The organism is Streptomyces sp. NRRL F-2580, assembly GCF_000720115.1.
Lineage (GTDB): Bacteria > Actinomycetota > Actinomycetes > Streptomycetales > Streptomycetaceae > Streptomyces.
In genome coordinates this window covers 19,751-43,434 of the sequence record NZ_JOIR01000042.1, presented here as the reverse complement: position 1 = coordinate 43,434, position 23,684 = coordinate 19,751, and the positions used below count along the sequence as shown (strand labels likewise).

Here is a 23,684-nt window from a genome sequence, read left to right as displayed (position 1 = left end):
GTGTGGGGCTTTCAGCACAGCGGGGGTGGCGGCGTACGCGCCGGCTGAGTCGCGGACTGCTGGCGCTGGCGAGTATCTCGGTGGTGCGGGTTTCGGTGGTCGATGCTGGTCTTCACCTTGGGGGGATGCTCGTCATGCCGCCACCTGCTGTGTCAGGTCGCAGGCCTGCTCGATAAGACCGATGCGGGCCTGTTCTTCCGCGTCGTTGTATCCCCTGATGCGGCTGGCTCGGACGAGGATGTTCACCACGGCACGGGCGAGACGGGCACCGGTCAAGGCCGGCGCGTCCTCCCACCTGCCTTCCTCGATCGGGTCCTGTTCGGCAAGCACGATGGAGGTGCAGTGGGAGCCGAGGCCGTCCAGGATCATCCCGGCTTCCCGGACCAACCGATCAGGTTGTTGACCTTGGGCGGCGGTTCGCAGCACCGCGACTGCGCCGTTGACGAGCAGAGTGTCGGGGTTGGGAAGCAACCGGTGCTCGTGGAGCCAGTCAACGCCGGCCCGTGCCTCTTGCGTGCGGTGCCTCGCCTCACACCACTGCCTGCGGGTCATGCCTTGCGGCGGGTTCAGGCGCAGCTTCTGGAAGTGAGCCAGCCTGGCGTAAGCCATCTCCAACACGGGCAGTGTTGCCGCCGCTTCCTCCAGCTCCGTTGCCTCAGAGGGCCGGTTGATACTGCGCATCAGGCCGGCGAGCCGGTACAGGTGCTCGGCCAGGTGCGGTGGCTCGGCGGGGTCATGCTCTGGGCTTGCGGCAAAGGGCAGGGTGGTCACGTCTGCTCTCCTCATGATGGCTGGGGAGGGGCCGGCAGCTGAGATGCAGCCGGTCTCTTGATGGTCGACGGACTGCGCATCCTCTGGCCAGGCAGGCTGGCCCGTACTGAGGCGTGTCTGGCACCAGGCATCAGGACCGGGAAGGCGCCGAAGCAGACACCCGGCGGCTTCGCTCGGACTGCCGCGCTGGTGCGCGGCCTTCATCACCCGGCAGGTGTCGCCAGTGCCGACTGGCACCACGTGCGGTGGCCGACTGTGGTGCTGGCCGTGCGGAATGCATGGTTGTCCCCCTCCCAGGAACGCAGACCGGGCATCCGCCTGGTCCGCGACTTCGCAGCGCAGGCTGCCCACCTCGAACAAGCCCTCGCACCTGCAGGTGAACGGTTCTGCGCCAGTGACCTGCATGAACACAGTGACGAATACACCCGTTCGAGGAACGCGGGCTGTTGATCGCATCGCTCGTTCTAGCGCGTTCGATCGAATTTGCTTCTCTGGTCGCGTGCCGCCCGTCAAGGTGTCCCCATTGCCCCGGCGATCCGGGGCGATGGTCCCCGTGTTCTCGTGGAGTGTGGTGTGGGTGATGTCGTGTGGGCGCAAGTGCGCTCCGGTGCCGGTCGACTGGTGGAGCGGCCGGTGGGTGAGCTGCGCCAGGTACGGCTGGAGCAGCATGATCCGGTGTGGCAGCCCGAGCGGTATCGGGGCAGGCGGGCGATCGCGACCTGGTGGCGGCTTGCCGATCAGGCTCGGCACGTCGGCTGCGGCACGCTCCGGGCCCGGGAGGCGGCGCTGTCACTGGAGTTCGATCCGCAGGTGGTGACGTTCGCGTCCTGGCCGGTGCGACTGACCTGGGCCGGCAGAGACCCGGGGTATGTACCGGACTTCTTTGTTCGGCTGGCTGACGGGCAGGCCATGCTGCTGGTGTGCCGGCCTGGTGACGGCACGGGTTCCCGCTGGGCACAGAGGCTGGAGTTGCTGGAAGCCGCGGGGCGTCAGGCCGACTGGCGGGTTCGTGTCTTCGGCGGTGCGGAGGATGCGGTGGTGGCCCGCAACCGGCAGCGGCTGTCACAGTGGCGGCATGCGCGTCTGCGGGATGCGGACACCGCGCGGATTCTGCACCAGGTCTTTGCCCGGCCGCAGCCCGTCACCGAGGGGGTCCGCGCCAGCTACCTGCCCGAACTGCCCACTGTGGCCCGTGCACTTCACCTGATCTGGTCCCGGGAACTACTCATCGACTGGACCAGGCCCTTCGTTCCCGCCCGTTCCCTGGTGTGGTCTCCGATGGGGGCGCCCTGATGGCGGTGCGTGCGCCGGCGCGGCCGGACAAGGTGGCCGTGGGCCAGGTCCTCTCCTGGCAGGGCAAGCCCTATCTGGTGGCAGCTCTGCAGGGCACCAGTGCTCACCTGATCAGTCAGGACGCCGACGGCGAGGACGCTGTCGTTTTGGTGGAGGCACTCCAGAACTCAGCCGGCTTCCGTGTGCTGTCACCGGGTACGGTCCCCGACTGCACCGTCACGGCCGGACAGGCGTCGGCTGTGGGCCGCGGCCTGGGCGGGGCGGGGCTGGTGGACGGGCTGTCGGACAAGGCCCGTGAGGATGTCGAGTTCTGGCTGGACCATGTGCTGGAGGTCCACACGGGGCTGCCCGGGTTCGCCGCTCCCGGCACCACGCCGCGCAGCTGCTACGACCCGCAGCACACCACTCTGCGGGAGCGGTACATGGTCAAGGCCGCTGAGCTGCGTGCGGCTCATCACCGGGTGTCGGCGGCGACGGTGGAGCGCAAGCGGCTGGCCTGGTTGGAGCAGGGCGTGTGGGGGCTGGTCGACAAGCGCCGGGTGCGTGGCCCGAGCCGGCAGGGCCGGGTCGACGAACGGGTGGTGCGGCTGCTGTGGCGGGTGCACGAGCGGCACAAGGACCGGTCCGTCGGCACGAGGTCGCGGCTGTTCGAGCTGCTGAGGAGAGCTTGCGTGCGAAAGTTCAAGGGGAAGGCGGAAAAGCTGATGCCGTCCAGGGCGACGTTCTACCGAATGCTGGATCGGCTCGGCATCCTCTGCGGCAGGGAGACCGGCCGCCGAGGGGGCGATGAGCTTCGTGCCGAGCCTCCGTTCACGCTGTCCATGCCCACAACGCTGGGCGAGCAGGTGCAGATCGACACCACCTCACTGGACCTGTTGGGTGTGGATGAGACCGGTCGGGCTGTCCCCCTGGAGCTGACTGCGGCGATCGAGGTGGCCAGCCGGAGCGTTCTTGCCGCAGTCATCCGGCCCAAGTCCAGTGGTGTCAAGACTGGCCGCTCCTCACGCCGTCACGGCGGCCGAGCCACCAAGGCGGTGGACGCCCTGCTGTTGCTGGCCGAGATGTGCACCCCGCAGCCGATGCGCCCGCACTGGTCTCTCAAGGCCCGAGCGGAGAATTCCGGCCTGCCCTATGCGACGTTGGTCGAGGCCGATCAGCGGATGCAGGGCGCGGCCGCCAGGCCGGTGATCATCCCGGAAATGATCGTCATGGACAACGGCAAAGTGTTCGCCGGGCAGGCGTTCACGGACGCCTGCGCCCAGCTGGGCATCTCGGTCCGTCCCGCCTGCTATAACTCCCCCACCCACAAAGCGATCATCGAACGGACCTTCGGGTCGATCAAATCGCTCTTCAGTCAGTTCCTGCCCGGCTACACCGGCAAAGACCTCCACCACCGCGGTAAGAAGGTCGCTGCTGAGCGGCTGTGGCGGATCGACCAGATCAACGACTTCCTGCAGCAGTGGATCGCCATCGGCTGGCAGCAGCGGCCGCACGACGAGCTCCGCAATCCGTTCCTGCCGTCGATGCCGCCCCGCACGCCGAACCAGATGTTCGCCGCTCATGTCGCCTCAAGCGGCTACGTTCCCGTCTGTCTCAGCGACGAGGACCGGCTGCGGCTGCTTCCCACCGTTTGGGTGAGGGTCACGGAGAAGGGCGTGCGGCTGAACAACCGCACCTACGACAGCCGAGCCCTGGGCCCCTACCGGCACGCCCGTTCCGGATGGCCTGGCAAGGGACAGCGCTGGCCCGTGCGCTTCCACCCGCACCAGCCGGAGAAGGTGTGGCTGGAAGACTTCCGCAACGGCACGTGGGCGGAGGCTGGCTTTGTCTACCAGCGGCTCATCGGCGACCCGTGGAGCGAGCACGTATGGGACCAGGCCACGGCCACCCACATCGGGCAAGGGGGCACCAGCCGAGACCAGAAGTCGATCGCCCGCGTCGTGCGCTCCCTGCTCGAACGCGCCGGTCGCGGCCCGGCCCGCGCCACCACCGCCCCGCCGACCGGGACCGACCGCGGGATGCCCGTAGGTCCCACTGCCGCCCAGGATCCCTACGCAGGTATCCCGGCTCCGGACTACGACAGCATCGCCAGCCTGCCCACCGGACCCGAGCGGCTCTCCCTGCCCCTGTCCTGGCCCCCGCGGCCCGTAGCCGGCCAGGGCCCGCCCACACCTCAGTGACGCCTCGTGCCTTTGCCAGCGGAGCTTGCTTTCGCGGCCCGCCGGCCCTACCTCGCTTCGTTCGGGACTGTCGATGGAACCTCGCCCACCTGATGCCGTGCCTGGCGCCTTCCTGCCGCCCACCACCCGGGACGGCTGGCGTGCCCGGATGCTCCACGAAGTGGAGCCACTCGATCTCGCCGACTACCCGCCAGCGACGGCTCCTCCTGCAGAAGATGACCCACGGCTGCGGTACCACGCCACGATGCGTACCGTTCCGACTCCCGCCATGAAGAAAGCCGCCGCTGTTGCGCGCCGGCTGTTGCTGGCCAGCAGCCCGCACAGTGAGGGCCCCCTCCATCTGGCGATCGACGGTCCGGGCGAGACGGGAATGACCACCGTCCTGCGCCAGATCGGCCGCAGCTACGAGGCCATCTTGAGCAGGCAGCTGGCGCCCAGCCCCCGGCGCGTCCCCGTCATCCACATCAACACACCGCTCGCGCCCGGCAGTAAACTCGACATGTCCATTCCCTTCGCCGAGTTCCTCGGCCACAGGCACACCAAGGAGCCCGAGACCAACCCGCGCAGCACCGACATGACCGGCCCCGTCTGCCATGTCATGAAGACGCTCGGAACACGCCTGGTCCTGGTCGACGGAATCGACCGCCTGGACAACACCGAAGTGAAGACGGCCTTCGACTACTTTGGCTACCTCTCCGACGAGTGCAACGTCTCCTTCGTCTACTGCGGCCCCGGCTCCCGCGACATCGCCAACGAAGCCCGCCGCGGCAAACGCCCCGGCCCATCCGACGGCGGCTCCGGCGGTATCCCCACCCTGGCCGTCCTTCCCCTCCCCTACAGCCCCGACGACTACGAGGTGTTCCACGAAGTCGTCAAAGCCTTCGACCAGAACCTCCGCCTCCACCAGCACGCGCCCGGAGACCTCCTCAACCTCGCCACACCACTGCACAAACGCACCGGTGGCTACATGAAGCCCCTCTCTCACCTTGTCTGCATGGCCGCGCAGGAAGCCATCGAGACGGGCGCCGAAGCCATCACCGAAGACCTCCTCGATAACCAGCTCGTCGGGCGCTTCACGGACGATCCGATCGCCTGGTCCTGACCCGCCCCCGCGCTGAACGCAGAGCCCGGAAGCGCCCTTGCATAAAGCCCTGAAGGCCATCGCCGTCTCAGGAATGCCAGCGGCCGGGGCTCGCGGCTGGCGTCTTGAGCGGCGCCTGACTGCCGCACGCATCATGCCTGCTCAGGAGGCAGGTGACGGCCGGAAGATCACCTGTGTGGGTGTCGGCCACCGTGATGAGAGCGTTACACCTTTTTCGCCCTGATTGTCATAGTCGGATGCTGCACTCTTCGCCACGACCGAAAAGCGTGCATGTAGCCGAGTAAGGGCGGTTCTTGTGTTGAATGACGATCTTGGTAGTGCGAATCGGCTCCTGGACAGTGAGGAGCGGCAGCTGCTGGCTGCTACTCCCGGGCACAGCGACACGGGCGGCTGGAAGGCGCTGGTGTCCGACGTCGGCTTCGTGAGGCGCAGTACGGTCCTGGCCCGATCGAGCCCTCTGCATCGTCTGGACCTGAGACAGGCGTGGCAACAGTTCCCTGCCGGTGTGTACGACCCGCGGACTCTTGCGCTGGCGGCGCTGGAGGCTGTGATGCACCAGCAGGGCCTGGAGCAGGAGGCGACCACGGAGGCCGTGGTGGAGTTCCTGATGGAGCTGGCCTGTGAAGCAGCACCCGGCCGGGACCGTTGCGAGCACGAGGCGGTGGCCCGTTTTGTGCTGCGGGAGCTGCTCAACGATCAGCACGGCGGGATGGATTTCGCCGTCGCCTACAGCGACTACCGGCAGGGGCACTGCCGGCAGGAGCTGGCGGTGCGACTGCTGAGCGAGGAGATCGGTCGGGACGGGCGGGCGGTGCTGCGGGCGAGTGTGTCGGCGATCAACCTCCTGCTGGCCGGGATGGACGTCGATGTGGAGGACCACCAGGCGGCGAAGGACGAAATCCTGCGCCGCCAGGTGCGCACAGGGAGGTGGGGACGGGCGGAGGAGAGCGCCGGGGAGAGCCTGAAGCTGTCACTGGCGTACGCGGAGCGGATCCGGGTGGTGCTGCGGGAGACCGAGCGTGATGTGCGGGCCGTGGACTGGGGGCGTCATGTGCCGGAGCTGCTGGATTCCTCGCGCGGCCACCTGCTGGAGCGGCAGCGTGCTGAGCAGGGGCTGATCGAGCTGTTGCGCACGGCACGCGACGGGATCAAGGAGAGCGATGTGCTGCTGACCTGCATGCGCATCCTGCAGCTGCTCCAACGAGCACATCACCGGCATTCGCAGCTGCTCAAGGAGGTGCTGGGGGCGCGGTCGACGTTCCTGCAGTCCCAGGCTCAGCAGCGATTCCGGCCGATCCCCCAGCTGTCGAGGGTCGCTCTGCAGGGCGATGTGCTGCTCCCGTTGCTGGAGCTGGACGCGGATGAGGCCGCTGAGGTGACGGAGGTGTTCACCGATGCGCTGAGCGGGCCGGTCGTGGCACGCCTGCCGCGACTGCGGGACTGGTGGAGCCTGCTGCTGGCGCCGGTACGGGAGAGCGGCGGGACGTTCGAGGACGGCGAGCTCGTGGAGCTGACGGACGACGATCTGATGGCTGACGCGGCGGGTCACAGTGATCTTGACTATGCCCTGGCACGCAGGGTGCTGGTACAGGCGTTGGCCGGGCCGGTGCGGTTGTCACAGCTGCTGACCGATGCTCTGCAGTTCGGCCCTGCGGTGGCCGACGTTCTCGCGCTCGCGGTGCTGGAGGCGTTCGCTCCGGATCCCGAGGGCGACGACGAGGGGACCGGCGTGCACGACCTGTCGGACCTGCTGGGCGAGCAGCTGGTGGTCCTGGACGACGGAGCGTGCTTCGACGACGGCCTCTACGGCGGCAGCGACCTTCTCGTCGTCCCGGCTCATGCCCTGATCGATGAGGGTCTGCTCGAGGAGGCTGCGGCATGAGCACGGTTACAGCTCTGGAGGATCTTCAGGACGCGGCGGAACTGGTGCGGTACGGGTGCCGGCCCAAGCTGCGTCCGCTGGCCGACGCACGCTACCGGGATCTGCTGCAGCGCTACCGGATGGACAGGGCCTTCCGGGACCGGGTCGAGGCGATCAGCCAGGGGCTGGGTGTGCAGGTGATCGCCGCCCACCCTCAGGAAGGTCTGGTCCTGCATACCCAGGACGGCGGACTGTTCACCTACCGGCTCAAGGACGATCTGAAGCGGTCGGCGGAGCAGCGCCTGGTTCTCGGGCTGGTGCACGTCGCGATCGCGGCTCGTGTGTATCCGACCGAGCACGACCTGGAGGATGAGACGGTCAAGCGCATCAGTGTCGGCGAGGTGGACGCCTTCCTGAGGCACCTGGTGGAGCAGCTGAGGGAGGCGTCGAAAGGGGAGGACGGGCTGCCGGTGCCTGAGCCAGCTGTCGATGCCGTGTGGCGGATGTATGACAGGCGGCCGCTGGCCAGACCGACCGCGGGAGGACGCGGGGTCACCCAGACGAGCACGCAGAGCGTGATCCGCGAAGCGCTGGACTGGCTGGTGCACCAGGGCATGGCGATGCCGGCGCCGGAGTTCGGCGCCGGGCACTACCGGCTGCTGCACAGGTTCCGGCTGCAGGTCGGTGAAGCGGCGGCGATGCCGGCGTTCGAGACCCTGCGCGACATCCGGCGCGCCCAGGACGCAGCCGCCGCTCCCAACACCGACACCGACACCGACACCGAGGAGATTTGACATGCACCGTCTGCGACGTCTGCGGCTGGTGAACGTCGGGCATGCGGCTGCGGGGTTCAAGTCGCTGGTCCTGGATCTGACGGGCGGTATGAGCCATGTGGATGGCAGGGTGATGCCGGCCGTCGACGTGATCTTGTGGTTGCGCAACGGTGGCGGCAAGTCGAGCCTGCTGTCGTTGATCTTCAGCCTCTTTCTGCCAGCGAAGGGCGACTTCATCGGTCATAAGAAGGGCAAGTCCCTGGCCGACTACGTGCCCGACCAGAAGGTTTCCCATGTGATCGCCGAGTGGGAGGACACCTCCCTGCCCCGCGGGGGCCCTGCTCTGGTCACCGGAGGGGTGTACCAGTGGCAGGACGGGCACCGGCCGGCTGACGTGGAGACCAGCTGGGAGCTGCTGGTGCGCCGCTGGTATGCCTTCCGGCCGCTGCCCGGGGTCTTCGACCTGGACTGCCTCCCGGTGCGCGCCGAGGGTGGGCAGCTGACGCAGAGCGTGTTCCTCAAGAAGCTGGCCGATGCGGGCAAGGCGCAGCGCGGGCTGCATCTGCGTATCGCCAAGGACCAGACCGAGTGGCGCGCGCTGCTGTCCGATCTCAGGCTCGACCCGGCTGTCCTGCGCATCCAGCGGGACATGAACCGGGAGGAGGGCGGGATCACGGAGCTGTTCCAGTTCTCCACCTGTGAGGACTTCGTCGACTTCCTCATCGACCTGGTCTGCGACCCGCGAGATCCCGCTGTGGTGCGCGCATCTTTGGAAGAGACGGCGGCCAAGCTGGCACGGCGTCCTGGCCGGGAGAGGGAGCAGAGTTTCCTTGCCGCGGCCCTACTGGCGCTGAAGCCTGTCACCGAGCACAGCGCCCTGATGGCCGTGCAGCAGGAGATGCTCACCCAGCAGGTGTCGGTGGCCCTGCGCGCGGCGGAACGCTTGTCAGGCCGGGCGCAGGCTCTGGGAAGCACGGCGACGGCGGCCGCTGCGCAGGCCGCCACGGAGCAGGCGGCGGAAGACGAGGCCAGGAAGCGTGCCGCGCAGGAGGAACGGCGCCTGACGGTGCTGACTGAGCTTGCCGCGCAGTGGGCCGCCGACGAAGCCGGCACTGAACTGGAACGGAGCGAGGAGAGGGCGGCCGACGCCCAGCTGGACCATCAGGCGTGGGCGCTGGTGGACACGGTGCTCGAACTCGATGCCCAGCGGCAGGAGCTCCAGCATCTCAGCAGGACCCTGGAGGTCCAGGACGTACGGCAGGCTCCGTTGCGCGCGTCGATGGAGGCCGCAGGAGCGGCGCTGCGGGACCGGCTGTCGGGTGCGGTCGGGGAGCTGACCGCTGAGGTGATCCAGGCTCGGCGGATGAGCGAGGAAGCAGTTGCCGAACGTCAGGCTGCGGAGGACGGCCATGCGCAGGCGGCGAAGGATCAGTGGCAGGCGAAGGATCAGTTGCGGCGTGCCTCTGAACGTCTGGCAGCAGCGGAAGAGGCTGCCGGGACCGCCCGCCACGACGGGCTCATCGGGTCCCAGGAGAATCCGGGCGATGCACTGACCCGCTACACGAACGAGCATGCTGCCATTGGCCAACGGCTGCAGGACTACCGCGCACGGCAAGCCGATTCGATGTCGCTCATCTCTGATCTGGCAGAACAGCAGGCGGCGTGCGCCGTGCAGCTCACGGCGGCCCAGGAGCGTCACAGCACGCAGTGGGACCGGTTGAGTTCTCTGCAGGCCGACAGGCGGGACCTCGCGTCCGACCGGCGCCTGCTGGAGCTGGCCTGCGCCGAGGCCAGGACGGTGCTGGAGCTGGACCAGGTGGCTGGGGACCTTCTGAATCTGCTGGCAGCGTCCGGGCAGCAGAGCGATGCCTTGATGCTGCAGGAGCAGGTGGATGCCGTCGACGACCGGCGTGCGGTGAAAGCCCTTCAGGATGTTGGCTTCCTGCCTGCTCCGGCAGAGGTCGAGCGGGCGGTGGAGCGTCTGCGGGCGCTGGGCGCTCCTGCCGTCTCGGGGCTGCAGTTCCTGCGGGAGGCGTTCCGTGCCGACGAGCACACAGCAGTGGTGGCCGCCGCGCCTCATCTGATCGGCGGTGTGGTGGTGTGCGGGCCGCTTCCTGACGGAGAGGACGTGGCCTCGCTCGCACAGCGCGCTGGTGTCGCCACGTCTGTGATCGCGGTGGGTGAGGACCACCAAGCCCGGCAGGCGATCGCGGCTGGCACCGCGGGCACGGTGGTGCTGCCCGTTCATCCAGGGCTGCTGAAGCCGGACGCCGCTGAGCGGGAGCAGATGCGGCTGGAACACCGGCTGGAGGGGCTGGAGGGACGTGTGCGGGAACTGGTCCGTCGGCGAGAGACGGACGCTGCGCTCGCACGCCGGCTCCAGGCTCACATGGACGATTTCGGCGCCGGTCCGCGGGAGGCTCTCGAGGCGGCCGTTGCCCGTCTGGAACACGAGGCTGACACGCTTTATGAGCAGCACCGCCGGCTGAAGGACCAGGCTCGATGTGCGCGTGAGGAAGCGGACACGCTCGGGCCGGAGATTGAAGCGCTCACCGCGCGGCTGGTGACGCTGACGGACCTTCTTCCCCGGGTGCGGGAGCTGGCAAAGGCGCATGAGCATGTGATGCCTGCCTGCCGGGCGGAGATGGAACAGGCGGGTCGGGCGCTGCCCGTACACGAAGGGGATATGCGCCGGTACGCGGAGGCCCGCGAGGAGGCCGAAGCCCGGCAGGGCATGGCTCGTGACCTGCTGCGGCGGCTTGAAGAGCGTCAGCGGCGCCACACCTCAGAGATCAAGCGGCTCGATGCCGACCTGCCCGCCGGCTGTGGTCATGCGCTGAGTGCGGACGAGTTGGCCGCGGCCGCGCTGGAGACGCTGCGCAGCCGTTTCGAGCAGGCGCGGCGGGACTGGGAAGGTGAGATCGGGGACGCCACGCTGCGGGCGCGGGCCGAGGGCTGCGCCAAGCGGATCGCAGAACTCACCCGCACTCTGGGCGGCAAGTCCGGGGAAATCTGCGCCAAGGCTGAGCAGCTCGCGCGTTCCACCCACGCGGGCGATGTGGAAGAACGCTCAAGGAAGCAGATCGAAGCCGAGACGGCCAAGGAGGCAGCGATCGAGCATCGGGGCGTTGCCAGAGAGGAGAAGCGCAAGGCCGACGCGGCCCGGCATGCGGCATCGGCCGTGGTGGAGGCACTCGACCCGCCCTTCGACCCGTGTTCCGACCAGGCGGGCCCGTTCCAGGAGGCTGCCAGCGCCTTCAAGGCCCAGGCGGAGGTCCAGAGGTCTGTCGACAGAGCGCACGCGGCGGCGCAGGAACACCAGCTGAAGGTGCGAGACCTGCATATCGCCGCCGAGAAGGCGAAGAGCGCAGCTCACCGGGTGGCCCGGTGTGCGCAAGGGGTGAAGGACGCGGCCGGACGTCACCGTGGCACGGTGCAGGATGCGGCGCCGGACAATGCTGGTGCTGCGCGGCTCGACGCCCTGCTGTTCGGTCTGGTGCAGGAGTTGCAGATCGGTGCGCCGATGCTTTCGCCCGAACAGGCCGAGACGCTGGAGGAGGCGGTTATCGGTGCGGTCGACGCGGCGGCGGAAGCCTACGACGGCGCGCGCAGGAAGCTGGAGAAGTCGGTGCGCAGGGTGCAGAGTCTGGTGCAGGACCAGAGGTACCGGGATGTGGTCGAAGGCCAGCTGCTGGAGCGGCTGCTGAGCGATCTGAGCCATCCCGCGCGGCTGGCGGAGCTGATCGAGGAGATCGATCTGCGGGAGAAGGTCGTTCTCGGTGAGCTGGCCGAGCTCGCTGACGACCAGCTGATGGTCGTGCGGACCTGTCTGGCGCTGGTGAAAACGGTGCTGGACGACGTGCAGCAGGTGGCCCGCCATTCCAGACTGCCGCAGGGGCTGGGAAGCTGGTCGGGACAGCAGTTCCTCAGCCTGGAGATCCGCCACCTGCCCGACGACGAGGTCCTTTCCCGCAGACTGTCGACTGAGATCGACCGCATGACCGCTGCCGTCACCACAAGCACTGCGGCCAAGGCCACAGCCTTGCCGGACGCCATGACGCTGACCAAGGAACTGGTCCTGGCCGCTCTCGGCGGACGCGGCAACGTCGTCGCGAAGATCATCAAGCCGACGCAGTCCCTCGACGTCGTGCAGCGTAACTCGGTCACGCAGATCCAGAAGTTCAGCGGCGGCGAACTGCTCACGGTGTCGGTCCTGCTGTACTGCACCCTGGCCCGGCTGCGCGCGGCCAAGCAGGGCCGCAAGGCGTCGGGGGGCGTGGGCACCCTAGTGCTGGACAACCCGTTCGGGAAGGCGAACTACGCGCCGTTCATCGGTCTGCAGCGCAAGGTCGCCGCAGCTCATGGCATTCAGCTCGTCTACACCACGGGGTCCAACGACCTGCCCGCCCTGGAACGGTTCCCTCTCATCATCCGTCTGCGCAACGGCATCGATGCCCGTACCCGCTCGCAGTACGTGCAGATCGCCGACCGCTACGGGGACGCCGTCAGCCGCGGCATGCAGCAGGCCTACCACGACGGCATCACCTCCGCGCGCCTGCACCGCCACAGCGCCCAGGACACCGAACAGGAAGACACCGGCCCGGTCATCCCGCACCAGAGCGGTGAGACCGAAACCGGCGACACGGAGGGCGACCAGTGACACCGGCCGAGCACATGACCGCCTTCCTCGCCCACCAGGCAGTGAAGCGGGTCGGGTTCGATCTGCTGGCCCAGGCCGCCGACGCAGGCGACTCCAGCCTGCCCACCTCTCCGCTACGGCGCCGGATCCTCGCCGGCGCCGCAGCGCAGCTCGCCGGCTTGGGCACCGTCCGGCTGCCCGCCGCCGGCGGGCGGGGCTGGGACCACAGCGCCGAGCCCCCACTCCCCTTGTGGGTAGACCGGCTCACCCCACTCCGGGCCCGTACCCAACGGCCGGGCCCCCGGGCCTGGGTCGAGCCCCTCTCCTTCGCCACACATCTCCCACTGAGCCAGGCAGACCTCGAACTCCTCTCCCCCATCAACGACCACCTCCGCGACCACCCCGACGCCAAACCCGTCCCGATCCCCGAGCGCTCCTACGAGCTGTACGGCGACGAGAAACGACTCGCCCGCATCACCTCCCACCGCCTCGTCACCGCAGGCCTACTGAGCATCAGCGGCCACCTGCGGGCATTCCCCTCCCCCGCACCGCTGGCGACGTACGAACTCGGACCCGCGCCCTGGATGCTGATCGTCGAAAACAGCGCGGCCTTCACCAGCCTGCGCCGCGTCCTCAACCGCTGGCCCAGACGCGACGAGGTGGGCTGGCTCGCCTACGGCGGAGGCGATCACCTCGTCGCCTCCCTCACCACCTGCCTGGATGCCTTCGAAGAACGCGACCACTACATCGAGGATCTGCTGCTGTACACCGACCTCGACCTCGATGGCCTCGAATGCGCACAGCTGACGGCCGAGCGCGCCCGCGAGGTAGGCCTGCCACCGCTCGTGCCCGCCGTCGGCCTCTACGACAGGCTTCTGACACGACGACCGCGTGCTGTTCCCTGCACCTGCGCAGCACGCGTCTGGGCCGCAGCCTCCTGGCTTCCTGAGCCTCTCGCCGCTCAGGCCGCCCACCTCCTGCTGCGTGACGAGGTCCTGCGGCAAGAGGCCTTGCCGGGGCCCGAGCTAGGTGTCCTGCTGCACAGCCATCAGTCGCTGTTGCCACAACTGCTGGGGCGCGCTCGCGACGAAGCAGGCTGAGGTTCTGAGCCTGTGTCCGCTAGCTGCGTCGGCCAGTGCGCGGGTTCCGCTCCCCCTGTACGGGTGCTGGGGCTACACGGGCGAAACCAGCATTGTTGGTGAACAGGTGATGCGAAGGACACAAGTCAGCTAGCGTTGCTTTTGGATCCGGGTTGTCGATCGCATCGACGACACCAGCCACTTGGCCTTCTTTCGCGCTGTCCGGGGATGCGGCTGCACCGCGCCTACCAGCAGCCTTCCTTCGTCTGCGGTCGGCCCGTGGTCGGCTGCGCACCCCCGGAGAACTCCGATGACGGCTTCATCTGTGGACTCCATCCCCCGCGACTTCTTCTGCGAGCACACCCTCAACAAGAGTCGAGTACTTGTTCTACTCGCGCATCAGGACGGGCCCCCGTCTCTGCAGGCTGTACTGACGTGCCGCGACGCAGGGCTGGCGCAGCAGGCAGCGCGACTTCTGACCGCCGCTGCCGCCAACGGGGCACTCACTGCCCGCGAATCGGCCACGGCGCACCGGGTCGGCGAAGAGCTTCCTCATGCCCCGGCCGCCTCATTCCAGCAGGCCCTCGAGCGATCCCATTCAGGAGCATGGCCGAGCAGTTCTCACGCCCTTTCCACGTGGTCCGCAAGTGGCATCTCAGTCGACCGCGGCTCGGAAGGCGCGCCCGAGGCAGCGCTCCCTGTGTCCGCGATCCGCTCGCCGAAGGATGCCCGCCTCGCGGACCTACCCGGTCCGGTCGTGCGGGTCGTCCAGCTGCGAGAGTTCCACATCTACGACCAGGACCGAATGCTGGCAGCAGCACAAGCCGGCGGCTGGGAGCCCATGGCGGACGATGAGCTGGAGGTCGACGACCCCAAAGATCTCGTGGGTGCGGCGATGTTCGCCGCGGAGACGACGGGCGCGCTGCCCGGCATGGACTGGCTCACCGACGCCCAGGAAGGCAAGCTGCTGCTGCCCTCACGAGGTGACGAGGTCGCTGACTGGTCCACCGAGTCCATCCGCGTCAATTTCGGCACCGGCTGGCGTCTCAGTCAAACCGCGAGCACGTACAGCGCTCCGCCTCAGCCCGAGCCGCCGCATCCGGACTTCGCAGCGCTCTTCCCTCTTCCCGCTGCCTGCGAATGCGAGGAAGAGGACTGCACGAAGTGCGACTGGTGCCTCACGCCACGCACTGCCGACCTGCTGTGCAGCGCGCTGATGTGGATGGCGGAATCAGCCTATGACGATGCCGCCGAGCTGAAGGACCGCCCCGTGACACAGGATGATGACGGCACTTGGGGCGTCTTCTCCCGCCTGCCGCAGGTGACATGGAACCAAGACATGCAGTGGCGTCGCGCCCTGGCCCGTGCGTGTGACGACCTGGCCGGCGACCTCAAGCGTGGCAAGTGGCCTCAGCCCACCTGCGCAGCCGAAGAGATGATCCTCCACCTCGCCATCGACGATGCGCCCGATCTCCTGGGGACAAGCGACGAAGACCCGACGCACGTGGCATTGCCGACACACCGCGACGACCACGACTTCAGCGCCTGCTCGGAGTTCTTCTTCCAAGACCACGATGTCCTGTGGCTGTACAACAGCCGCTACAACGAAAGCCACGACGGGGCGAACGGCGGCGAGTCACTTGTTCCCGGCGCCTTGCAGCCTGGCACCTGGTTCGAGGACTTCCTCAACGTACCTCCGCGTGCCGCCGATCGCGGATACCGCCGCTGACCCTGCCCCGCCGCTCCCTGGTATCCCGGTGAGCGGCGGGCAGCGGCTCCCGTGCCCAGGCTGGTCGGTCAGCCGGGGACCTTCGTTCCTGTAGCAGAAGGCTGCCCATGAACATGAAAACTCCCCCTGTGTGGGCCCGTGATCGCAGATTCGAGTCGAACAAGGTCCGTCAACTACTGGTTCCTGCTGGTGATCTTGAGGCTCTCGAGCAGGACGGAACGCTGCAGGTGTCGAGCGTTTTTGGCTCCTGGCCAGCCTGTCATGTCGGGCAGGAGACGGACACGCTGACAGCGGTATTGCCAGCGGGAGATGGTGACGTTGTCTGGCGCGGGAGCCTGCAGGCGCATGCCCCGGGGACGGTCGTCGAGTCCTACAGGGGTGCCATCGGTTTCCGCCACCAAGACGAGCCGTACAGTTTGCGTCGCCCGCAGGTCGGTGCGCTGCATGCGGTCATGGGGCACTGGGCGTCGGGGCTGGGGGAACCGGGCATCGTGGTGATGCCTACCGGAACAGGCAAGACGGAGACGATGCTCGCTCTGCTTGTCGCCGCCCGGCCTGAACGGCTGCTGGTGCTGGTGCCTAGTGCGGCCCTGAGGGATCAGATCGCGGGGAAGTTCGAGACGCTCGGGATCCTGCAGCAGGAGCGGATCGTGGCCGCCAGCGCGCTGCGGCCGAGCGTGGGCCGGCTCGAGCGTGGTTTCAAGGACCCGGCCGAGGCGGAGCGGTTCGCTCGGGCATGCAATGTCGTCGTGACCACCCCCAACATCCTGAACCGGTCCACGCCGCAGGTGAGGGCCGCGCTGCTGGGTTCGTTCTCGCATCTGATCGTGGACGAGGCCCATCACGCTCCTGCTGTCACCTGGGCAAGCGTCATCGACGAGTTCTCCGACCGGCAGGTGCTGCTGTTCACTGCCACGCCCTTCCGGGAAGACGGGCGCAGGCTTCCCGGACGGATCATCTTCCGGTTCCCGTTGCGCGAGGCCCAGCGGGACGGCTACTTCCGGCGGATCACCTACCGGGCCGTTCTCGGACTGCAGGATGTCGACGAAGAGCTGGCCGCACACGCAGTCGAGCAGCTGCGGGGCGACCGGGACGCGGGTTTCGATCATCTGCTTATGGCCCGCGCTGGGAACATTCCCTCTGCCGAGGAGATCGTGAAGATCTACCGGCGGCTCGCCCCCGAGTTCGCTCCCACTGTGGTGCACCAGGACATTGGTGTGGCCCGTCGCAAGGCGGCCGTGGCTGCGCTCAAGGACCGCACCTGCCGCATCATCGTCTGCGTCGACATGCTCGGCGAGGGCTTCGACGAGCCCGCGCTGAAGATCGCAGCCATGCACACGGCACGCAAGAGCCTCGGTCCGATGATTCAGTTCATCGGCCGGTTCACCCGCACCGCAGACGGGCTGGGCGAGGCCACCGTGTTCGTCGCCCAGGAGCCCCACAACGGCACATCGCCACTGCGCCAGCTGCTTCGGGAGGACGCCGACTGGAACCTGCTGCTACGCGATTTGACCGACCACGCGACCGTCACCGCTGAGGAGAACGAAGCCTTCGACGCCACGTTCGACGGCGCTCCGGAAGAGGTCGCCGTCAGCGTGCTGGAACCGAAGATGAGTGCCATCGCATACCGTGCGGCCACCTCTGAGTGGACTCCAGAGGCAGCACTCACCCTGTTCCGTGGCAGCGAACGTGTCCTTGACGACGCCATCGCCCTGGGCGGCGAGAACCTCCCCGTCGCATGGTTTGTCGTTGAGCGTCGTACGCCGGTGCGCTGGGGTGCCCCTCAGGAACTGGAGCAGGTCGTCTACGAGTTGGTCGTGCTGTACTTCGATACCACGCGACGGGTGCTGTATATCCACGGCTCGGAGAAGTCGAGCGTGTACAAGGATCTCGCTGAGGCGGTCCTCGGCGAGGGCTATGAACTCATCAACGGAGCCCGTACGTACCGGGTTCTCGCCGGCGTGGACCGTCTTGTCCCCACGAACGTCGGGCTGAAGGACTCCCGGACCTATTTCACTCGTTTCTCGATGCACGTGGGAAGCGACGTTTCGAAAGGGTTCGACACTGCCCAGGAGCACAAGAGCCAGACCCATATCGCCGCGTCCGGCTTCGACAACGGTGAGAGTGTTTCGATCAGTGCTGCGGCCTCGGGTCGGTTCTGGTCCCCCACCACCGCGCCGAGCCTGAAGGCGTGGACGGACTGGTGCAACCGACAGGGCACGAAGCTCCTCGACAGCACGATCAATCTGGAGAGGGTCTTCGACGGGTTCATCATCCCCCAGGACCTGACCGAGCGGCCGCCCCATGTCCTGCTGGGGGTGCAGTGGCCTTGGCAGGTCTACACGGGTGCACGGGACAGGCTTATGGTCACCTACGACCAGCGAAGCTACCCGATCACGGACATCGACTTCGAGGTGGACGACTACGCCCCTGCGGGCCCGTTCCTCTTCTCTTTGACGACTAAGGACTGGCGTGTGCCCTACCAGGCCTCCTACGAGGACAAGGGGCTCGTCTACCGTCCGCGCGAGCAGGACGCCGTTGTCGCCTCGAGAGGCCCGAACGCGAAGCCGAAGCCGCTGGAGGAATGGCTGAACGCAAACAAGCCCGACCTGTTTCTCGAGGGTGACCGTCTCATCGACGACAACGGCAAGCTCATCAACCCCAGCTACGAGCGCCGCCCTTTCGACCCAAATCTGCTGACAGCACTGGACTGGGCCGGAGTGGACTTCACCAAAGAGTCCCAGCGCGCTGAGCGACTCGTCGACTCAATCCAGTACTATGTTTCGGCCCACCTGCAGGCCACCGATACGTTCGACGTTCTCATAGACGACGACGGCTCGGGAGAGGCAGCGGATCTCGTCGGTCTCACGGTCGACGGAACGTACCTAGACGTGACGCTCGTACACTGCAAGTACTCGAAACAGAACGCAGGCAAGCGGGTGAAAGACCTGTACGAGGTATGCGGCCAGGCCATGCGGGGCGCCAAGTGGCGGCGAGGAGCAGTGCAGCAGCTCTTGGCGCATCTGCACGACCGCGCCGGGAAGTACACCCGGCGCAACAACGGAGTCTCCCCATACGACGTGGGAGATGCCACGAAGCTGTTCGCGATCCGCGAGCAGGCCCACATGCTGAACCCCCGCTTCCACACGGTCATCGCCCAACCCGGCCTCCAAGCGGGCCGGGCCACCGATGACCAGCTGCTCCTCCTTGCCGGTGTGGACAAGTACGTTCGGGACACCACCGCCGGCGACTTCACTGTCTACTGCAGCCAGTAGCGCAGACAGCGCGGCCGCAGGACGCCCCGGGCTGCTGCGCGGCTCGGACCGGCTGCAGTCGGGTGACCGCTGGCCGCCTCAGCCGACGTCCCGTGCCTCGGGATAGGCGACCCGGCCCGGATCGTCGTGTGACAGCAGCCCCGCCGGGTCGATCAGGGGCACCACTGCCTCGAAGAGGTCGTCGCCGGCCGGGTTCGCCTGGCCATCGTGGCGCTCGGCCACGGCGTATCCGGCTCCTGAGACCAGGTCCGCAAGCTGAAGCGAGGGGTGCTCCTTGGAGCTCCCCCGCAAAAGTTCACCCAGATGGATTCCATGAGAGAGGTAGCGGAACTCGGGATGCGAGCGGCCGCGTGCTTCGTCCTCGATGAGGTCCAGGTTGGTGTCGGTCATGGAGCGTTGGTCGTCGAGGAGGAAGTTGACCCGCCCCAGCTTCCTGGACCAGTTTCCGATGATCGCAGCGGTCGCAGGGATCAGCGGTTCGAGCGCTAGTCCAAGGACCGCGTCAGGTCCGTGGGCGTCGTGCAGGTACTCCTCTGCCTCTTTCTTCGTCGTTCGCAGGGCGGCCAGGGCGTTGGTGACCTTGCGCCGGGTGGAGCGCGTCCACGCTTCCTCGACGACGTTGTGGAAGTCGTCGACCGTGACGTTCCGGTCGTGGTTCTTCGCCGCCGCGAAGGCGACGGTGGTGGACAGTAGGCGCCCGAACAATTCCGGTCCCAGAGCGCGAGGGCCTTCCGCAAAGAGGCCGCGTGCCATCTGACGGGCCCGGTCGGTGTTGCGGATGTCGCGCCCCTGCTTGGTTTCCTTTTCTTCGACGAAGAGGTCGATCAGCTTGCCCACGATGAAGTAGTGCTTGTCGATCAGGTACACCGATGACCGGTCGTTCAGCACGCCGCCGGGTGCGAGCATCTCAGCCAGCACGGATCGGCGCGGGCCGTTGCGTGGCCCTGTGAATGCCTTGGAGAACTTCACCTCGGCTGCCTGCAGGCGCGTCGCCGTGCGTATCTCCTCGACGATCGGTGCCGCCTCGTCGTCGCTGATGGCGACCGTTCCGATGGACAGGTACCGGCTGCGGGGCCGGCCGTAGAGCTGGTCACCGTCCCAGCCTGATTCGTCCAAGGCCACCCACCGTCCGGGGTCCTCGGTCTTGGTGGTCGGATCCGCTCGGTTGCGGCGAGCGAAGTTCGGTCCTAGCAGACCGGTGCCGTGGTTCGGCTGGCGGGAGGAATCGTTCACTGCGAAATCGTCTGACAGGTCGTCCGGCGTTGGCAACGGAGTTCGGTCGTCTCTGATCGGCGGACCCTGCTCCAGTCGCCATGGTGCCGCGCTGCGGTCGCAAGCGCGGTCCCCGGCCCCGTGCGGGTTGGTTTCAAGCCTGCTCGGCTGAGAGCCAGAAGGGATCCCACTGGCGGTGCAGTGGTCTGGTGAAGGTGGTGAATCGTAGCCCGCGGGGGCCGTCGATGCCGGCTTGGGGGAGGTCGATGATCCAGTCCAGGGCGTCGTCTGTCAGGAAGTCCGGGTCATCGAGGTCAGCGAGGAAAGGCTCGACGCCGCGCTGATCGTAGGGAGCGGGGAGGGGAAGACCGGCGGCAACGGCATCGACGACGATGTGGCGGCAGATGCTGTGCCAGCGTCCCTGGCCCCACCAGGAGTCTGTGTAGCTGGTGGAGCCTGCGATCGTCATCAGGATGAGGGTGGTGTAGGGGCCCAGGAGTTCGTGATCCGTGTCCCGCCAGCGGTGGAGTTCAGCTGTGACGGTGTCTGCGATCTCTGCCCAGCCGCTACCGAAAAGGGAGCGGATGGTGGTGCCGTCCGGCAGGGCCCATTGCGGGTTCATGAGGGCACCCTCGACACCGTCCCAGTCGATGCCCTCTTCGGGGTCCACATGCTGCCGGACGATGCGGGTGACGGCGATGTTGGTACGCGCCATCAGCACGTCTGTGTCCAGGTGGTGGTCCTCTACGGCGGTGTTGTTGCGCCAGCACCAGGCGGCGATACCCAGCGCGGCGGCGTCCGGGACGACGTCGGGTGCGACATCCCGGCCGACCATGCCCACCACCATCTCCAGGAAGGTGCTCAGCCAGCGGTTCTCGCTGACTTCCCGCAAGACGTCGGGCAGCGGAATTTGGCGGTACTCGGATGCCGGCGTGAAGATGCGCTGAATCCGCCGCAGCGCGAAGTCCTCCTGGGCATGCTGCGGGGTGGAGTCAGCGACGCGGACGTGGGTGGCGTCGAGCAGACCCGCCTGACCGGCGGCTTGCTTCACGGCTCTCACCGCCGCAGGGTCTGAGGCCGCGACATCGATCTCCAACTGGTCTTCCAGCAAAGAGTAGGAGTCGGGGTAATCCCCTGTGACGTCGTCGAACGGCCGCAAGGCCAGCACTCCCTCGTGCGGCCGGTACTCGGCCGAAACGCATCCGTCACCGCGCCAGAGATCGGCGTACAGCAGCGCGCCCACCTCGAGGTCGAACTCGTTGTCCCACGCTTCTGGAAGCTCGAAGCCCGCCCATTCCAGGGGTCGCAGCAGTTCGTGAAGCCGATCCACGATGTCGGTCCATTCCCGCTCGGACGGGACGCTCTTCGGTGGATTCGTTACGGCGTGAGCAGCCGTTGGTGACGTCATGGGCTCAGCGTAGGCCCGGTGACTGACAGCGCTGGGCGTCTCGGGCGTTCAGCCCACTGCGGAGGGCCTGCTCAGAAGGAGGACACCCCGCTCGACAGGATCGCCGGGTGCGGCACTCTCCACTCCTCGATCTCGGCGAACGCAATTACGGCGTCGCTGGCGTGCCAGCGAGCGACCCTGAAGGGCAGGACACCGCGTCAGTTCTCGCCGTGTCCGCGCACGGACGTTAGCTCTTCACCCCAAGTCCGGCTTGCACACTCCGGGGACTCTCATGACATCTGCGGCATTCTCAACCAACATGCAAGATGGCAGGCCAGATAGGTTCCTCGCAGAGGAAGACATCTGCCACACCGCTCAGTGCATCTGCAGCGCCCCAGGCCAGAGACACAAGACCGCCTCACCATCAGTGAGAACTCACAGCCGAGCTGGAGAAGCTCGGGATCGTCTGGGACACCGCCGACGCCAGCTTCGAGACCAACCTCGGCGCAGCGCGGGCCTACTACGCCCTCCATGGAACCCTCGCGGCTCCACGGGGCGCCACCATCCTCGACATCGCGATCGGGCAGTGGCTCACGAACATCCGCCGCCCCGCCGGACTCGGCAAAGACCCCGACCGGGCCCGCCGGCGGGCCGCCGCGCTCGCCGCCATCGACCCCAACTGGAACCCGGGGACACTGGGATGGACAGTCGACTGGCAACGCCACTACGCCTACCTCACCCAGCTCCTGGAGAGCGGTGCGCGGCTGACCGCGGTCGTGCCGGGAGTGACCCGGCACGGCGACGACATCGGACGCTGGCTCGCTTCGCAACGCCGGAACTGGGACCAGCTCAACGAAGAACAGCAACGCCGACTCGCCACACTCGGCGTGAAGAAGGCCCCACGCGCCCGCAGAGCGGCGGCGAAGACGGCCACGGCCACCGGGCCGCGCGCAGGCGGCGAAGCCTTCCAGAAGGGCCTCCAAGCCCTCGCGCAGTACATCGCGCGGGAAGGCGCCCTGCCGGGCCGCGCCGTCGTCGAGCGGCTGCCCGACGGCACCGAACACCGCACCGGGATCTGGATCGGCAATCAGAAAGCCCGCCGCGACAGGCTCGACGCCACCCAGCTCGCAGCACTCGCCGAGCTGGGCGTCGACTGGGCGAGGAGGGTTGGGAGCGGCCCGGTGGTACTGCTGCCCCCAGAGCGCTCTGGGCACCGGGCCTCACCCACGCACGCCCTATCGGCGCGGGCTGGGCCCCGGCCCTAGCCCCGTGTCCGGGGTTGAGGGCCGTCCGGGTGCGCTGTGACGAGACGGACACGTCGCCGGGGGTTCATCTGCGGGCCCGGTGTCGGGCGGACTACTCCGGCTGCCGGTCCCGGCCTCGGCCTTCCGCAGCCCGTGCGCGCGAACCTCGCGCGAGTCCGTCTGGCCGCGGCTAACCCCGCCCTCCAGCTAACGCGCACCGGGCCAGCATCCGGTAGGCTGCATCCTGAACACGTTCAAGAAATAGCGGCCGGGGGCACGTGAGTACTTCGGAGAAGCGGCCGTTGATGCCTTTGCGCATCCGAGCCTTCAGGGTGGCGGAGAACGCAATCCTGGCCTTCGCGGGAGGACTCGTCCTGTGGGTCGCGTGGCTGGCCCTGTCCATCGTCTGGACCGTCGGAGGGGTCCTCCTGGCGGTGTTCCAGGATGACTACGGAGTGCCCTGCAAGGACGCCTTCGCCTACCTGCCGGCCCTAATCCCCGATGGAGCGACGAACCTGCGGTGCCGGTCGCACGGAGTGGACGAAACGTTCCAGGTCACCTTCCGCATGCCACAGGCCGACCTCGACGCCTGGGTGGCCGAGTCCTTCCCCGACCGCAAGCCGCCGGACGAGAATCCATTCCTCCTCGGCCCCTGCAAAGCCGACCTCTGCGTGGGCGTGATGCGAGACCGTCTGGACCGCTCCAACGAGGGCGCCACGGACATCGCGCTGACGGCACGCCACGCCGATGACGGCACCACCCTGGTCTCCTTCGACGCCAGCTAGGCCATGAAGTGGGCAACGTGGCCTCTCACCGTGCCGACTCCCCTGAACCTTCTGCAATCCCTCGACGATCAGCCCGCCGAAGAGCCGATCTACGCAGCCTAGCCCTCACGGCCGGCTCCGAGATCACCCACCCGGGCGTCCCCACAATCACGCAGAAGCAAGGCCAGGCAGACCCAAACGCCCCCGGGCTGTGGCAGCCCTCGCGGCGTTGGGCGTCGACTGGGCGCAGTAGGAGGTCGGGGGCGGCCCGGTGGTACTGCTGCCCCCAGAGCGCTCTGGGCACCGGGCCTCACCCACGCACGCCCTATCGGCGCGGGCTGGCCCCGACCCTGGCCCGGTGTCCGGGGCCAGAAA

The 23,684-nt window shown here is 67.7% G+C and carries 14 protein-coding genes and 1 pseudogene; 12 read left to right on the top strand and 3 right to left on the bottom strand.

The genetic code is table 11. The features are described from left to right. Nucleotides 1–132: 132 nt before the first annotated feature. Nucleotides 133–771: a hypothetical protein gene (locus tag IF88_RS0133380; protein ID WP_030721152.1), complete on the bottom strand. Its 639-nt coding sequence runs from the start codon at nucleotides 769–771 to the stop codon at nucleotides 133–135. 573 nt (nucleotides 772–1,344) lie between these two features. Here IF88_RS0133380 and IF88_RS0133375 point away from each other — a divergent pair. The 9 genes from IF88_RS0133375 (at nucleotide 1,345) to IF88_RS0133330 (ending at nucleotide 18,702) form a co-directional block, all read left to right on the top strand. After that, nucleotides 1,345–2,064 carry a TnsA-like heteromeric transposase endonuclease subunit gene (locus tag IF88_RS0133375; RefSeq protein WP_158754730.1) on the top strand — a complete coding sequence of 240 codons (720 nt, stop codon included), beginning with the start codon at nucleotides 1,345–1,347 and terminating at the stop codon, nucleotides 2,062–2,064. Between the two features lie 38 nt (nucleotides 2,065–2,102). Next, nucleotides 2,103–4,244 carry a Mu transposase C-terminal domain-containing protein gene (locus IF88_RS0133370; RefSeq protein WP_158754728.1) on the top strand — a complete coding sequence of 714 codons (2,142 nt, stop codon included), beginning with the start codon at nucleotides 2,103–2,105 and terminating at the stop codon, nucleotides 4,242–4,244. A 73-nt stretch (nucleotides 4,245–4,317) separates the two neighbouring features. After that, nucleotides 4,318–5,346 (top strand): TniB family NTP-binding protein, encoded by a 1,029-nt coding sequence (locus IF88_RS49185; RefSeq protein WP_078893300.1) that lies wholly within the window; start codon nucleotides 4,318–4,320, stop codon nucleotides 5,344–5,346. Nucleotides 5,347–5,641: 295 nt separating this feature from the next. Continuing rightward, entirely contained in the window at nucleotides 5,642–7,228 is a 1,587-nt protein-coding gene (locus IF88_RS41250) for a hypothetical protein (RefSeq protein ID WP_037807987.1), read from the top strand. Then, nucleotides 7,225–8,001, top strand: coding sequence for a hypothetical protein (locus tag IF88_RS0133355; RefSeq protein ID WP_030721143.1), 777 nt, complete (start codon nucleotides 7,225–7,227; stop codon nucleotides 7,999–8,001). Before IF88_RS41250 ends, IF88_RS0133355 begins: the two co-directional genes overlap by 4 nt. A 1-nt stretch (nucleotide 8,002) precedes the next feature. Continuing rightward, a complete protein-coding gene (locus IF88_RS0133350) occupies nucleotides 8,003–12,640 on the top strand; it encodes a hypothetical protein (protein WP_030721141.1) in 4,638 nt (1,545 codons plus the stop codon). Beyond that, the gene (locus IF88_RS0133345; protein WP_030721137.1) at nucleotides 12,637–13,719 is read left to right on the top strand and encodes a hypothetical protein; all 1,083 of its coding nucleotides are present in this window, start codon (nucleotides 12,637–12,639) and stop codon (nucleotides 13,717–13,719) included. Before IF88_RS0133350 ends, IF88_RS0133345 begins: the two co-directional genes overlap by 4 nt. Nucleotides 13,720–14,398: 679 nt before the next feature. After that, nucleotides 14,399–15,427, top strand: coding sequence for a hypothetical protein (locus IF88_RS42530; protein WP_158754724.1), 1,029 nt, complete (start codon nucleotides 14,399–14,401; stop codon nucleotides 15,425–15,427). Nucleotides 15,428–15,534: 107 nt separating this feature from the next. Continuing rightward, complete coding sequence (locus tag IF88_RS0133330) at nucleotides 15,535–18,702, top strand: DEAD/DEAH box helicase (protein ID WP_234323784.1); 3,168 nt, start codon at nucleotides 15,535–15,537, stop codon at nucleotides 18,700–18,702. Between the two features lie 78 nt (nucleotides 18,703–18,780). Here the strand turns inward: IF88_RS0133330 and IF88_RS0133325 are convergent, their stop codons facing one another. Both IF88_RS0133325 and IF88_RS0133320 read right to left on the bottom strand, forming a co-directional pair. After that, nucleotides 18,781–19,935 (bottom strand): hypothetical protein, encoded by a 1,155-nt coding sequence (locus IF88_RS0133325; protein ID WP_030721128.1) that lies wholly within the window; start codon nucleotides 19,933–19,935, stop codon nucleotides 18,781–18,783. Nucleotides 19,936–20,068: 133 nt separating this feature from the next. Then, on the bottom strand, nucleotides 20,069–21,322 hold the full coding sequence (locus IF88_RS0133320) for a hypothetical protein (RefSeq protein ID WP_158754722.1): 1,254 nt from the start codon (nucleotides 21,320–21,322) through the stop codon (nucleotides 20,069–20,071). A gap of 425 nt (nucleotides 21,323–21,747) precedes the next feature. Here IF88_RS0133320 and IF88_RS48555 point away from each other — a divergent pair. The 3 genes and pseudogenes from IF88_RS48555 to IF88_RS0133310 all read left to right on the top strand — a co-directional run. Then, nucleotides 21,748–22,179, top strand: a pseudogene (locus IF88_RS48555) (helicase associated domain-containing protein); the annotation flags it as partial. A 9-nt stretch (nucleotides 22,180–22,188) separates the two neighbouring features. Continuing rightward, nucleotides 22,189–22,566, top strand: a complete 378-nt coding sequence (locus IF88_RS48550) for a helicase associated domain-containing protein (RefSeq protein ID WP_234323783.1) — start codon at nucleotides 22,189–22,191, stop codon at nucleotides 22,564–22,566. A gap of 311 nt (nucleotides 22,567–22,877) precedes the next feature. Next, nucleotides 22,878–23,330, top strand: a complete 453-nt coding sequence (locus IF88_RS0133310; protein WP_030721118.1) for a hypothetical protein — start codon at nucleotides 22,878–22,880, stop codon at nucleotides 23,328–23,330. The last annotated feature ends 354 nt before the right edge of the window (nucleotides 23,331–23,684 follow it).